This window comes from Hymenobacter ruricola, from assembly GCF_015694525.1.
Classification (GTDB): Bacteria; Bacteroidota; Bacteroidia; order Cytophagales; family Hymenobacteraceae; genus Hymenobacter; species Hymenobacter ruricola.
Map to the genome: position 1 here is coordinate 103,520 of NZ_JADQDM010000016.1, position 13,310 is coordinate 116,829.

Below are 13,310 nucleotides of genomic sequence, written 5' to 3' on the forward strand. Positions count from 1 at the left end.
ATTGGTGGTAGCACGCGAGATGTCTCGACAAGCTCGACATGACCGTTATACTACCTGCGGCAAGATGCGTTTTCTACCTCTTTTCCAGCGCCGCTTTTTCCTCTTTCCAAAACAGCTTCAGCCCGGCGCGGCAAGCCACCAGCCAGGCCGCCCCGCCTGCAAAGCCGGCCAGCACGTCGGTGGCGTAGTGGGCGTGCAGGCAAATGCGCGTGAGGCCGATGAGGCCGGCCCACAGCAGCAGCGGCACCGCCCAGCCGCGCTGCCCGAAGTGCCGGGCCAGCAGCCAGGCCAGGCAGCCGTAGAAGGTGAGCCCCAGCATGGCGTGCCCGCTGGGAAAGCTCAGCCCGTACGTGTGCAGCAGGGTATTGGCGGGCCGGGGGCGGTTGAAAAACGTTTTCAGCAACTGGTTGAGCAGCACGCTGCCGGCCATGGCCACCAGCCACTCCCAGGCCTCGCGCGGGTGGCCAAGCCGCCGCATCAGCAGCGGGCCGCCGATGCTGGCGGGCAGCAGAAAATACAGCGAGGCGAAAAACGTGACGAAGTTGATGGGCCCTTCGGCCCAGGGGTGGGCGCGCTGCCAGGCGTCGACGGTGGCAAAGGCCCACTGGTCAAGGGCCTGCGAATGGTGCACGAAGACCACCCGCGCCAGGTAGAAGAACCCCGCAAACGCGGCCACAAACAGCCCCAGCCCAATGGCCACTTCCGCGGTCAGCAGCCCGGCCAGGGCCCATAAACGAGTGGTGAGGCGGTTCATGAGCCGACGCTTGGGGATGGAATGCGAAAACCGTTGATACGAAAAACAGAAAAAGCCAGCCCTTTCGGACTGGCTTTTCTAAACGTGCGCTCGGAGAGACTCGAACTCTCACACCTTGCGGAACTGCCGCCTGAAGACAGCGCGTCTACCAATTTCGCCACAAGCGCAGTTGGGGCTAAAAAGCCGCGCCATCCGAGGGTGGAGCGGCCTTTTGATGGCACAAAGATACAGCCCCGATTTATCCCGACGCAACATTCGCTGCATTTTTTTCGGTATCCGAGGCCCGCTGTGGGCACCGCCAATTGTTTTTCAGTTACTTGCCGCATGATATTTTTTTCGCTGCGTAGCGCTTTGCGGCATGTCTGAATGGCCAAACGACGCCTTTTCCGCCCCGGCCGGCGCGGCGCCCCTGCGTGGGTTCGACCGCGTGGCGTGGTGCTACGACGCGCTGGCCAGGCTGGTATTTGGGCCGGCCCAGCGGCGCGCGCAGGCGGCGGCCCTGGCGGGCCTGCCAGCGATGGAGGCGCCGCATGTGCTCATCCTGGGCGGTGGCACCGGCTGGGTGCTCACCGAACTGCTGCGGCGCCGGCCGCAAGCCACGGTGCTCTACCTGGAAGCCTCGCCCAATATGCTGGCCTGGGCCCGCAAGCGGCTGGCGCGGCAAAACCCCGCGGCGAGCACACAGGTGAAGTTTCGGCACGGCACGCAGGCCGCCTTGCGCTCCGCAGAAACTTTCGATGCGGTGGTCACTTTTTTTGTACTGGACTGCATTGCACTGCCGGAGCTGCCGGAGGCGCTGGGCCTGCTACGGCGGGCCCGGCGGCCCGGCGCGCCCTGGCTCGTGGCCGACTTCCGGCCGGCCGGTCGCGGCTGGCGCCATTGGCTATTGGTGGCGATGTACACGTTTTTCCGCCTCACCACGGGGCTGCGGGCCCGCGAGCTGCCGGACTTGCGCACGGAGCTGGCCCGGCTGGGCCTGCGCCCCGCGCAGGAAGCGCGCTTTTTTGGCGAAGCAATTGAGGCCGTCGTTTATACGGAGTAGCGGCCGAGCTTTACCCTTGATTTTTAATAACCGCCCCCAATATTGCGGAAACATAATTTTATCAGTATTGGGTGGCTTTTGCAGGGTTGATTCTATTCTTTTATTGTAAATTTTCCGCAACTTTGTATCGTACTTCGGTACCGGACTGTTAGGGTATACCTTGTTAACCTATAATTTCTACTATGAGAAACCTCGCCCCTCTATTGTTTGCCTCGCTCGCGCTGGGCCTCACCGAAGCCCGTGCGCAGGCCGATGCGGGCGCGGGGCCTGCAGTGCGCTACACGGTGGCGTTTCCGAACGCGGTGCACCACGAGGCCAAGGTGACGGCCACGTTTGCCGGCCTGCCGGCCGGGCCGCTGCATGTGCGCATGGCCCGCAGCTCGCCGGGGCGCTACGCCCTGCACGACTTTGCCAAAAACGTGTACTACGTGGTGGCCACCGACGGCGCCAACCACCCCCTGCCCCTGAACCGCCCCGACCCCTACGGCTGGGACGTGACGCCGGCCGCCGACGGCAAGGTCATTTTCAGCTACACGCTGTACGGCGACCTTACCGACGGCACCTTCGCGGGCATCGACCAGCAGCACGCCCACCTCAACCCGCCGGCCACGCTCTGCTACGCCACGGGTCTGGAAGCGCGGGCGGCGGAAGTGAAATTTGAGCTGCCGGCCGGCTGGAAAGTGGCCACGCAGTTGCAGTCGGGCGCCGACAAAACGGTGTACACCGCCCCCAACCTGCAATACCTCATGGACAGCCCGGTGTCGTTGGGCAACCAGCAGTTCCGGAGCTGGCAGGAGGGCGACCAGACCATTGAGCTGTCGCTGCTGTACCAGGGCACCAACGCTGAGATTGATGCCTTTGCCAAGAAGGTGCAGAAGGTGGTGAAAGAGGAAAAAGCGGTGTTTGGCGAGCTGCCGAAGTTCGACTTCGCGCGCTACACATTCATTGCCGACTACCTGAGCCAGGCCACCAGCGACGGCATGGAGCACCGCAACTCCACCTCGCTCACCAGCCCGCGCCCCTTGCGCGAGGAGGACGGCACCCGCAACCTGGGCACGGTGGCGCACGAGTTTTTCCACGCCTGGAACGTGGAGCGCCTGCGCCCGCGCGACCTGGAACCGTTCGACTTCCAGCGCGTGAACATGAGCGACATGCTGTGGCTGGCCGAGGGCTTCACGCAGTACTACGGCCGCCTGAGTTTGCGCCGGGCCAAGCTGATTGAGGACGAGGAGTTTTTCGACGACATCAGCGGCTGGGTGAACCAGCGCCAGAACAGCCCCGGCGCCCGCTACGCCTCGGCCATCGACATGAGCCGGCAGGCGGCCTTCACCGACGGCTCGGGCAGCGCCACGCCCATGAACACGGTGAACACCACGCTGTCGTACTACACTCAGGGCGCCGGCATTGCGCTGGTGCTCGACTTGCAGCTCCGTCAGTTCCACCGCACGTCGCTGGACAAGGTGATGCAGGCGCTGTGGCAGGAATTTGGTTCGAAGCAAGCCAATTACGCCCCCACCAAGCCCTACACCATCCGCGACGTGCAGCGCGTGGTGGGCGAAGTGAGCAAGGACACGGTGTTTGCCGGGCGCTTCTTCCGCCAGTACGTCTACGGCCGCGAGATGCCCCGCTTCACCGAAAACCTGCTGGTGGCCGGCCTGGCCGTGATTCCGACGCGGGTGCTGGGCGCGGCCCTGCCCCGGCAGGTGGAATTTGACGAAGAAGGCCGCTGCATCGTGGCCTACAACACCCAGATTGGCTCGGGCCTCTACAAGGCCGGCATCGACCGCGGCGACCAGCTGGTGATGCTCGACGGCAAGGAGCTGAAAAGCGCCGGCGACCTAGATGGCGTGCTGCGCAAGCACTCGCCCAGCGATGTGGTGTTTGTGAAGGTGAAAACCCGCGGCGGCGTGGAGCGCACTACCCAGCTCATTCTGGGCGAGGACCCCAACGTGCAGGTAAAATCCAACGACACGGTGGAGAAAATGGTGTATTCGCCCGCCCAGAAAGCCTTGCGCGAGGCCTGGCTGGCCAGCCAGGCCAGCAATTAGCTTTCGTTGCGGCTTTCGGAAATAAAGCCCTGCTGAACCGGCGTTTGACCTCGCAACGCCGGCCCAGCAGGGCTTTTTTGCGTAGGGTTGGCAGGCCACCTTGGATTGCCCGATATCTTTACCTTTGAATCGTTGCCGGCCTTTTTTGCCCGTCGGCCGGCGGCCCGTTTCTTCCTTTCCAGCTCCTGCTATGGACATTTTCGATAAGCTCACCAGCGCCGCCAAGGACTTTTTCATTGAGCCCGAAGAAGGCAAGCCGGCGCCCGCGCCCACCACGCCCCCCACCGCGCAGTACGGAGCCGCGGCCCAGCCAGGGGCCCCGGCAGCAGCCGGCAGCGCGGCCGTGCCGGGCGCTTCGCTGCCGCCCACGCAGGCCGAGCAGCGCCACCTCGACCACATTGCGGGCCTGCTGGCCGGCGACGGCAAAGACTTCAGCGCCTACGTGAAAATGGTGAAGAGCATGGCCAGCAGCGGCCTCACCGGCCCACTGCTCTACCAAACGGCTTTCAACGCCTTCGCGGCCGTGAACGGGGCCACCGTGCCCGCGCTGCTGTCCTCGGCCGGGCAGTTTGAGCAGGCCCTGGCCACTGACCACGAAAAAGTGCTGGCCCGCCACCGCGAAAAAATGGGCGAGTCTGCTGCTCCCGGCGCCGCGGCCAGCGCCGCCGTGCAGCTCGCCGCCCAGGAAAAAAAGCTGGCCGCCGAGCTGGCCGACCTCACCCAGCAGGTGCAGGCCAAGCAGCAACAACTGCTCCAGACCCAACAGCAGCTGGCCGAGGAGCTCCAAAAAACCCAGTCCGCGCTGGCGTCTTACGAACTGGCCAACTCCGCGGCCCTGGCGGAGTTGCAAGCGCACCGCAAAGCCGCCGCGTCTTTCCTGAACGCGGGCGGCGCGGCTAAGTAGCCGCGCCCGCCGCCCCGCCCGTAATGGCTGGCGACCTTCCTTTCTTATTTGCAAGACCATGAACACTCCCCTACTAGGCCCGCCGTCGCCGGAAGACGGCCTTCCCTCCTGGCAGAAACCCGAGAAAGCAGCCGCCTGGGTTTTCGTGGCCGCGCTAGTGGGCGCGGGCGTGTATTACTGGGGCAAGATTTTGCCGTATTTGATTGACATTGTCTTCGACACCGTGAAGCTGGGGATTGGCCTGGGGGCGTTGTTCGTGCTGTTTTTGCTGGCCACCAACAAGCGCATTCAGGCCGGGCTCTGGTACGCCGGGCAGCGCATTTTTCGTACGGCGGCCAGCATTTTCGTGAACACCGACCCCATCGGCATCATGGAAGACTACATCCGCAATACCGAGCAGGAAGCCCGCAAGATGGATGCCGAAGTCACCAACATCGAGGGCGCCCACGAGTTGGTCAAGCGCAAGCTCGCCGCCAACGACGCGCAGATGAAGGAGTACCTGGCCCTGGCCGCCTCGGCCCAGCGCCAGGGCGAAAGAGACAGCGCTGACAGCTACGCCAGCCGCGCCGCGCAGCTGGAAGATTACAATAAGCGCCTGACGCCCATGGCCACGACCACGGCCAACGTGAGCCTGGTGATGCGCCAGATACTAAAGGCCGCCCTGCGCCAGATTGATAACAGCAAGTTTAAAGTGAATTTGCTCAAGGATGAATACGCCTTGGTGAAGCGCACGAGCTCGGGGATGCGGGCGGCGATGAACATTTTGCGTGGCGACCCCGACAAGAAGTACTTCTTCGACTTGGCCACTGACCGCGTGGCCCAGGACATGGCCCAGCAGCTGGGCCAAATCAAGCAGGCCATGCGCTACTCGCAGGAGTTCGTCAAGGAGATGGACATCCAGAACGGCGTCATGTCCGAGAAGGGACAGGCCCTGCTCAACAAATACCAAAACGGCGACTTCAACGCCATTATGGAGAATGAGCCGCCGGTGCGCATGAGCGCGGCCGCTACCCGCCAGGCCACCGACGACGCCTACGGCAAGCTGCTCGACTGATAAATAATGAAACGTTAGGCCGTCATGCAGAGCGTCAGCGAGGCATCTTTACCGCAATAGTAAATGAATGCATTGCGCAGTAAAGATGCTTCGCTTTCGCTCTGCATGACGTTCTAAACCCTCTCCATTTTCACCATTACCACCTTTTCATGCGTCTCACCTTTGCCAGCAAGGCCATCATTGCGGCCATCATCCTCATTGGCCTGTATTTCGGCATTCGCCGCTTCACGGCCACCAACCCGGAACTGGCCCAGTCGGGCCGCTCGGCCATCGACCCGGTGGCGGACACCACCAGCCGCCCAACCAGCTCGGGGGGGGCGTCCGACACGCCGGCTGCGGCCGGCACCAAGCCCGCCTTCGCCTACACCGCGCCCGAGCCGGTGAACGGCAAGCTGAAAGGCGTGGTGGAGTTGGGCGCCAGCGGCTTCAACTCCTTCATCGTGCGCATCGACCCGCAACGCACCTGGAAGCTGGAAAAGGCCGAATTCGGCAACAGCCTGGTGCTGGAAAACATGGCGTCCGACGACGACATTCGCAAAGGCCTCAAGGCATACATCGGCTCGATGCTGGACTTTGGCGTGGGCGGGCGCGACATTCATTTTGTGGTGAGCTCTGGGGCGCTGAAAGCCGAGGGCACGGCCAAAATCGTGAAAGCCCTGAAAAGCCTCAACTACGTGGTGAACACCGTGACGCCCGAGAAGGAAGGCGTGCTGGGCCTGCGCTCGGTGCTGCCCGCCTCGTATGCCGACCGGGCGTTTGTAGCCGACATCGGCTCGGGCAACACCAAGATTTCGTGGCTCGACGGCAACCAGCCCAAATCGGTGGAAACCTACGGCGCCAAGTATTTTGAGAAAGGCACCGACGATGCCGCCGTGGCCACCGAGGTGAAAGCCAAAGCCGGCCAGGTGCCGGCCGACCTGCGCGGCACCTGCTTCATCATCGGCGGCGTGCCGTTTGAAATGGCCAAAAAGGTGCGCAACGGCAAGGAGCGCTACACCGTGCTCGACGCCCCGAGCGCCTACCAGCTCGACAACGCCAAGTCGAAAGCCGGCCTCAACATCTACAAAGCCATTGCCGACGCCACGGGCTGCAAGCAGTTTGTGTTCGACTGGGACGCCAACTTCACCATCGGCTATTTGCTGACGCTGCCCAAGTAAGCAGGTCTCTTCATTGGCAAACAATCAATAGTAAACGTCTGTCATCCTGAGCGCAGCGAAGGACCTTTTCACCGCTGAACAAGCCGTTCCCAAGTGAGAAGGTCCTTCGCTGCGCTCAGGATGACAGACGTTTTTGGTTTATAAAACCCTGCCGCCGCCCACCCGTTTCTTTGGCTTCCCAAGCTCCTCTCTGTTTCCCGCCGATGCCCAAACGCATTTCCTACCTCCGCAACGACCAACTGCCCACCGTGCGCCCCGGCTACCCCGGCAACAAGCTGTTCGGCAACGAATTCGCCAACGGCGAAGAGCTGTTAGAGCCCAGCTTCGGCACCGTGCTGAAGTGGCAGCTCGAAACCAACCCGCAGAAAGAGGAAAAGAAAGCCGATACCTGGGCACCCGCCGTGGTGGACTGCACGGCCGCGTTTTCCGCCACCGAAGACCTGCTGGTGTGGCTGGGCCACTCCTGCTTTTTGCTGCGCGCCGCCGGCGTCACGCTGCTCTTCGACCCCGTGCTGTTCAGCTCGATTGGCCTGCGCCACCGCCACGCCCTCCCCTGCCCGCCCGAAGCCATGCGCAGCCTCGACTACCTGCTGCTCTCGCACGGCCACCGCGACCACCTCGACGAAAAATCTATCAAGCTGCTGGCCCACCAGAACCCGCAGATGCAGGTGCTCTCGTCCTTGCGCATGGGGCCGCTGCTGCGCGGCATGGCCAAAAATATCAACGTGCAGGAAGCCGGCTGGTGGCAGCAGTACGACCTCGGCCCCGATTCTCCGCTCGAAATCACCTACCTGCCGGCCGCCCACTGGCACCGCCGCGGCCTGGCCGACCTGAACGAAGTGCTCTGGGGCAGCTTTTTGATTAAGGTCAATGACAAGCTCCTCTACTTCGCCGGCGACACGGCCTACGCCAACCACTTCGAGGCCATCGAGCAGCGCTTCGGCCCCATCGACATCACGCTGATGCCCATCGGCGCCTACAAGCCGGCCTACATGATGGCCCAAAGCCACGTGAACCCCCACGAAGCCGCCAAAGCCGCCAACGTGCTGCGCGCCGGCCACGTGGTGCCCATGCACCACGGCACCTTCGACCTGAGCGACGAGCCCGCCTCCGAGCCCCTGCGCCAGCTCACGGAAGTGGCCGCGGGCGGCATGCTGCGCGGCGAGCTGCACGCCCCGGCCGTGGGCGAGGTGCTGCGCTGGCAGGACTGGGAATAGCGCGCCGGGCCGTGGGCCACTGCTTCGAGGCGTTGGGCCACGGCTTCGAGGCAGTGGGCCAATCCTCTGGGATGGTGGGCCACCGCTCCGAGGCGTTGGGCCAGCCTCCCGAGGCATGCGGCCACGGCTCCGAGGTGTTGGGCCAGCGTTCCAGGTAGTGGGCCAGGGCTCCGAGATACGCGGCCACGGTTCCGAGGCAGTGGGCCAGCCTTCCGAGATGGGCGGCCACCGGGCCAAACCGCGCCGGAAGCGCACAGCGGCGCCCGCAAGCGCTACCTTTGCCCCCTATGTCGCCTACTTTAGTTTTAAGCCTCGTTGCGGGCTACTTCGCCGTTCTCATCATCATTGCCGTGCTCACCTCGCGGGGCGCCACCAGCGAAAGCTTCTTCGTGGCCAACCGCAACGCCCCCTGGTACATGGTGGCCTTCGCCATGATTGGCACCTCGCTCTCGGGCGTCACCTTCATCTCGGTGCCGGGCAACGTGTACGGCAAAAGCTGGAGCTATTTAGCGGTAGCAATGGGCTTCGTGGCCGGCTACGTGGTCATTGGCCTGGTGCTGATGCCGCTGTATTACCGGCTCCGGCTGGTGTCCATTTATTCCTACCTGGACCAGCGCTTTGGCTACTGGAGCTACAAGACCGGGGCGCTGTTCTTCCTCATTTCGCGCTCCCTGGGCTCGGCCCTGCGGCTGTACCTGGTGGCCGGCGTGCTGCAATTGGCCGTGTTCGATGCCATGGGCGTGCCCTTTGCCGTGACGGTGGTGGTCAGCATCCTGTTCATCTACCTCTACACCTTCAAGGGCGGCCTCAAAACCATCCTCTGGACCGACACTTTCCAGACGCTGGCCATGCTGAGCTGCGTGGCCCTGAGCATCTATTTCATGGCCGATGCGCTGAATTATTCCTTCGCCAAGCTCGTCGGCGCGGTGAAAGACAGCCCCATGTCGCAGGTCTATTTCTCGGATGTTCGGGACGATAAGTTCTTCTGGAAGCAGTTCGCCTCCGGCATGTTCATCACCATCGTGATGACCGGCCTCGACCAGGACCTGATGCAGAAAAACCTGAGCTGCCGCAGCCTCGGCGAGGCCCAGAAGAACCTGTTCTGGTTCACGCCCGTCATCGTGTGCGTCAACGTGCTGTTCCTGACCCTGGGCGTGCTCATGTACCAGTACGCCGCCGCCCGCGGCCTGCACCTCACGGATTTGCCCCAGCTGCTCAAACTCAAAGGCGGCCTCGATACCGACAAAGTATTCCCCTATCTGGCCACCACGCAGTTCTCGCTCGTGGCCGGCATCATTTTCATCCTGGGCATCATCGCCGTCACCTACGCTTCGGCCGATTCGGCCCTCACGGCCCTCACCACCTCCTTTTGCGTCGATTTCCTCGACATCAGCAAGTACTCCGAAAAGCAGCAGACGCGCCTGCGCCAATTCACTCACCTGGGCTGGTCGGTGGTGCTGATTCTCATCATCCTCGTTTTCCGCGCCATCAACGAGCAGAGCCTGATTGACGCCGTGTACAAGGCCGCCGGCTTCACCTACGGGCCGCTGCTGGGCCTGTTTTCCTTTGGCATCCTCACCCAGCGGCGGCTGCGCGATGGGCTGGTGCTGCCCGTGTGCGTGGCGGGCGTGGGCCTCACCTGGCTCATCGTGTCGCACTCCGTGGAGTGGCTGGGCGGCTACAAGTTCGGCTTCGAAATTCTCTTGCTCAACGGCGCCCTCATTTACCTGAGCCTGCTCGCCATTTCCCGCCCCGCCGCGGTGAACCCCGCCGCCCAAACCGCGGTTTAACTCCTCATGAAGAAGACTATTCTTTCGGCCCTGCTGGTCGCGGCCGCGGCCCCGGCCGCACTGGCCCAAACGCCCGCCGCCCCCGCTGGCGCCGCCCAACAGCCCATCATCCTCAAGGCCGACAACATGCAGGTGCAGGCCCACTCGGCCGCCAACCGCCCCGACCGCGCGCCCGTGTACCCCGGCGGCGAGCAGGCGTTGGGGCTCTTTTTTCTCGAAAACATAAAATATCCGGAGGCCGCGCGCGTCAAAGAACTCAGCGGCATCGTGCTGGTCACGGCCACGGTGAATGCCGACGGCTCCGTGAGCAACCCGGTGGTGGCGAAGTCGCTCTCGCCCGAGTGCGACGCCGAAGCCCTGCGCGTGGTGCCGCTGCTCAAGGGCTGGCAGCCGGCCATGCGCAAGGGCCGGCCGCTGCCGGTGCTTATTCAGTTGCCGGTGCCCTTTGGCGGCGCGGGCAACATGAAGATTGAAATGAACAACCGGCCTTCGCCGGCCGGCGTGCGGCGGGTGAAGTAGGTCAGTGGTGGCAGTAGGCAGTGTTATTAGAACGTCATGCAGCGCGCAGCGAAGCATCTTTACCGCGCAACGCAATTAGTTAGTGGTGGCGGTAAAGATGCTTCGCTGCGCTCGGCATGACGGTTCTAACGGCGCTCAGTGTGACGTTCGGCTTCACCGGCACCTCACCTTGCGCGGCCGTATTTGCCGTGTTCGATTAGTAGTTAACTATACCCCCGCCTGATGGCTAGAAGTGGATTAAATACCAGTGGCAACGACGTTTCGGCCGATTTGCCCAAACCCAAAGTCACCAAAGAAACCCTCAAGCGCAGCCTGCGAATTTTCCGCTACGTGCTGCCCTACCGCTCCAAATTCATCATCGGCATGGTGCTGCTGGTGCTCAGCAGCCTCAGCACCATGTCCTTCCCCTGGATTGGCGGCAAGCTGGTGGACGCCGCCAACGACAAGCCCTTCGTGCTGCCCGGCGGCCTGGTGCTCGACATCAACCGCATTGCGCTGGGGCTATTCCTCGTGACGGTGCTGCAGGGCCTGTTTTCCTTCGGGCGCATCTGGTTTTTCACGCAGGTAAGCGAGTTCACGGTGCGCGACATCCGGGAGGCGCTCTATGCCAAGTTTGTGCAGCTGCCCATCCCCTTCTTCGAGAAAAACCGCGTGGGCGCCGTCACTTCGCGCATTACTTCGGATGTGGCCCAGATTCAGGACTCGTTTTCGCTGACGCTGGCCGAGCTGTTCCGGCAGGTGTTTACGCTGCTGGCGGGGCTGGCCTTCATCATGTTCGTGTCGTGGCGGCTGTCGGTGTTCATGCTCATCACGTTTCCGCCCATTGTGCTGGCGGCGGGCTTGTTCGGGCGCAAAATCCGCACGCTCTCGAAGACCGTGCAGCAGGAGCTGGCCCACACCAACACCATCGTGGAGGAAACCCTGCAAGCCATCAACTCGGTGAAAGCCTTCACCAACGAGCGGTTTGAAATCGGGCGCTACACCACCTCGCTGCGCAAGGTGGTGCGGGCGGCCCTGCAAAGCAACCTCTACCGCGGCGCCTTCGTGTCGTTTGTGATTATTGGGTTGTTTGGGGGCATCATCCTGGTGCTGTGGCGCGGGGCCACGCTGGTGCACACCCCCAAAACCGACCCCAACCACCTCGACATTGGCCAGCTCGTGTCGTTCATTCTCTACACGGTGTACATCGGCGCCTCGGTGGCCGGGCTGGGCGAAGTGTACGGCAAGGTGCAAAGCACCCTCGGCGCCTCCGAGCGCATCCTCGAAATTCTGGACGAAGCGCCCGAGCCCACCCACATCGACCCGCCCGTGGGCCTGGTGCCGGCCCGCCTGCACGGCGAGATTCGCTACGAGCACGTGGCCTTCCGCTACCCCACCCGGCCCGACATCGCGGTGCTGTCCGACATTGACTTTCACATCGCGGCGGGCGAGAAAATTGCCCTCGTGGGCCCCAGTGGCGCGGGCAAAAGCACCATCGCCGGCCTGCTGATGCAGTTTTACCCCCTGAGCGGCGGCCGCATCATCGTGGACGGGCACGACGTGCAGGACTACGACCTCACCGCCCTGCGCCGCCACATCGGCATCGTGCCGCAGGAAACGCTGCTCTTTGGCGGCACCATCCGCGAGAACATCGCCTACGGCAAACCCGACGCCACCGACGGCGAAATCATCGAAGCCGCCGAGCGGGCCAACGCCTGGCAGTTCATCCAGGCCTTCCCCGAGGCGCTGGATACCGTGGTGGGCGACCGGGGCATCAAGCTTTCGGGCGGGCAGCGCCAGCGCGTGGCTATTGCCCGCGCCATCCTGAAAAACCCCGCCATCCTCATCCTGGACGAAGCCACGTCCTCCCTCGACAGCGAAAGCGAAAAGCTCGTGCAAGGCGCCCTGGATGAGCTGATGCAGCACCGCACCAGCCTCATTATCGCCCACCGCCTCTCGACCATCCGCAAAGTCGATAAAATCCTGGTCATCGACGGCGGCCGCATCGTGGAAGCGGGCTCGCACGAGGAACTGAGCGAGCGCGAAGGCGGGCTGTATGCGAACCTGCTGCGGCTGCAGTTTGAGCTGACGTAGTGTTTGGTTTGGAAACACACGAATACGGTCCTTGCTTCGTTAGCCTTAGCGAAGCAAGGACCGTAGATTTTTAGGTAATGGCAAACGATATAGCTCGTAAAAACCATGGCGTTTCGCTTCCGGATATGGCTCCGTTTGCGGGATTGGTATTCTTGCTGGTCGGATTCTATATGCTTACCGGAAGTTTTAGGCAGGAGGCGGTGGGGGCAGTTCCAATTGAACGGGTGCCCCATTCGGATAGCTATGCCTGTTTGCCGGATAATCTTGAAGCCTCGATAAGTCTTACAGCTAAAAATGAGTTGTCATTTGGTGTTCAGTCCCGCCAAGTTCAAGCGGCTGCCATCTTAGCCGTTGCATCTCGCCACGGTATTAGCTTCACGGAGTCGCAATTGACTACGCTACAGAAGATGCCTTTCCTGAGCACAGATGTAGAGCACCTTCCGGCCTTGTTGTCATTGCCAGCTTACCAGCACAAACAAGCGGTTGAATGGCAGAAAATGCACCCTCTCAGTATGCAACAGCTTATGGAGTGTATGATGGCTTCCGAAGTGGCAGCCCAATCAATGTTCCACCTGCCAATTTATTGCCGCCTGATACTGGACTCTGAAGCAAAAATGCCACACGTCGAACTGTTAATTGACCGCCTGCAAGCACAGGGCATAAATCGATTTAACTTAGGTTGCACGGACAATTATCTTTGTGTTCGTGAGCAGTCTGGACGAAATCAGTGACCGTGCGTGGGCGGCTTTGGC

The 13,310-nt window shown here is 62.4% G+C and carries 11 protein-coding genes and 1 tRNA gene; 10 read left to right on the forward strand and 2 right to left on the reverse strand.

All coding sequences use genetic code 11. The features are described 5' to 3' along the window. Positions 1-73 precede the first annotated feature (73 nt). Together I2H31_RS21140 and I2H31_RS21145 are read right to left on the reverse strand one after the other, a co-directional pair. Positions 74-754, reverse strand: a complete 681-nt coding sequence (locus tag I2H31_RS21140; RefSeq protein ID WP_196295040.1) for a phosphatase PAP2 family protein — start codon at positions 752-754, stop codon at positions 74-76. Positions 755-839: 85 nt separating this feature from the next. Next, a tRNA-Leu gene (locus tag I2H31_RS21145) sits at positions 840-921 on the reverse strand. A 191-nt stretch (positions 922-1,112) separates the two neighbouring features. Between I2H31_RS21145 and I2H31_RS21150 the strand changes: the two genes are divergently transcribed. From I2H31_RS21150 to I2H31_RS21195, 10 genes are all read left to right on the forward strand, one after another. Then, positions 1,113-1,796, forward strand: a complete 684-nt coding sequence (locus I2H31_RS21150) for a class I SAM-dependent methyltransferase (protein ID WP_196295041.1) — start codon at positions 1,113-1,115, stop codon at positions 1,794-1,796. A gap of 182 nt (positions 1,797-1,978) precedes the next feature. After that, positions 1,979-3,844, forward strand: a complete 1,866-nt coding sequence (locus I2H31_RS21155; protein ID WP_196295042.1) for a M61 family metallopeptidase — start codon at positions 1,979-1,981, stop codon at positions 3,842-3,844. A 190-nt stretch (positions 3,845-4,034) separates the two neighbouring features. Continuing rightward, positions 4,035-4,748, forward strand: a complete 714-nt coding sequence (locus I2H31_RS21160) for a hypothetical protein (protein ID WP_196295043.1) — start codon at positions 4,035-4,037, stop codon at positions 4,746-4,748. Between the two features lie 58 nt (positions 4,749-4,806). After that, positions 4,807-5,802: a PspA/IM30 family protein gene (locus I2H31_RS21165; RefSeq protein WP_196295044.1), complete on the forward strand. Its 996-nt coding sequence runs from the start codon at positions 4,807-4,809 to the stop codon at positions 5,800-5,802. Between the two features lie 149 nt (positions 5,803-5,951). Further along, the gene (locus I2H31_RS21170; RefSeq protein ID WP_196295045.1) at positions 5,952-6,959 is read left to right on the forward strand and encodes a hypothetical protein; all 1,008 of its coding nucleotides are present in this window, start codon (positions 5,952-5,954) and stop codon (positions 6,957-6,959) included. A gap of 203 nt (positions 6,960-7,162) precedes the next feature. Continuing rightward, on the forward strand, positions 7,163-8,176 hold the full coding sequence (locus tag I2H31_RS21175; RefSeq protein ID WP_196295046.1) for an MBL fold metallo-hydrolase: 1,014 nt from the start codon (positions 7,163-7,165) through the stop codon (positions 8,174-8,176). A 287-nt stretch (positions 8,177-8,463) separates the two neighbouring features. After that, positions 8,464-9,966, forward strand: a complete 1,503-nt coding sequence (locus I2H31_RS21180) for a sodium:solute symporter (protein ID WP_196295047.1) — start codon at positions 8,464-8,466, stop codon at positions 9,964-9,966. Between the two features lie 6 nt (positions 9,967-9,972). Then, on the forward strand, positions 9,973-10,485 hold the full coding sequence (locus I2H31_RS21185) for an energy transducer TonB (protein ID WP_196295048.1): 513 nt from the start codon (positions 9,973-9,975) through the stop codon (positions 10,483-10,485). A 222-nt stretch (positions 10,486-10,707) separates the two neighbouring features. Beyond that, complete coding sequence (locus I2H31_RS21190; RefSeq protein WP_196295049.1) at positions 10,708-12,558, forward strand: ABC transporter ATP-binding protein; 1,851 nt, start codon at positions 10,708-10,710, stop codon at positions 12,556-12,558. Positions 12,559-12,635: 77 nt separating this feature from the next. Further along, on the forward strand, positions 12,636-13,289 hold the full coding sequence (locus tag I2H31_RS21195; RefSeq protein WP_196295050.1) for an ExbD/TolR family protein: 654 nt from the start codon (positions 12,636-12,638) through the stop codon (positions 13,287-13,289). The last annotated feature ends 21 nt before the right edge of the window (positions 13,290-13,310 follow it).

Excerpts from the sequence above, each read along its gene's own strand:
- I2H31_RS21140 (WP_196295040.1), bottom strand. The coding sequence starts at position 754 with ATGAACCGCCTCACCACTCGTTTATGGGCCCTGGCCGGGCTGCTGACC.
- I2H31_RS21190 (WP_196295049.1), top strand. The coding sequence starts at position 10,708 with ATGGCTAGAAGTGGATTAAATACCAGTGGCAACGACGTTTCGGCCGAT.
- I2H31_RS21170 (WP_196295045.1), top strand. The coding sequence starts at position 5,952 with ATGCGTCTCACCTTTGCCAGCAAGGCCATCATTGCGGCCATCATCCTC.
- I2H31_RS21155 (WP_196295042.1), top strand. The coding sequence starts at position 1,979 with ATGAGAAACCTCGCCCCTCTATTGTTTGCCTCGCTCGCGCTGGGCCTC.
- I2H31_RS21185 (WP_196295048.1), top strand. The coding sequence starts at position 9,973 with ATGAAGAAGACTATTCTTTCGGCCCTGCTGGTCGCGGCCGCGGCCCCG.
- I2H31_RS21175 (WP_196295046.1), top strand. The coding sequence starts at position 7,163 with ATGCCCAAACGCATTTCCTACCTCCGCAACGACCAACTGCCCACCGTG.
- I2H31_RS21195 (WP_196295050.1), top strand. The coding sequence starts at position 12,636 with ATGGCAAACGATATAGCTCGTAAAAACCATGGCGTTTCGCTTCCGGAT.
- I2H31_RS21160 (WP_196295043.1), top strand. The coding sequence starts at position 4,035 with ATGGACATTTTCGATAAGCTCACCAGCGCCGCCAAGGACTTTTTCATT.
- I2H31_RS21165 (WP_196295044.1), top strand. The coding sequence starts at position 4,807 with ATGAACACTCCCCTACTAGGCCCGCCGTCGCCGGAAGACGGCCTTCCC.
- I2H31_RS21180 (WP_196295047.1), top strand. The coding sequence starts at position 8,464 with ATGTCGCCTACTTTAGTTTTAAGCCTCGTTGCGGGCTACTTCGCCGTT.
- I2H31_RS21150 (WP_196295041.1), top strand. The coding sequence starts at position 1,113 with ATGTCTGAATGGCCAAACGACGCCTTTTCCGCCCCGGCCGGCGCGGCG.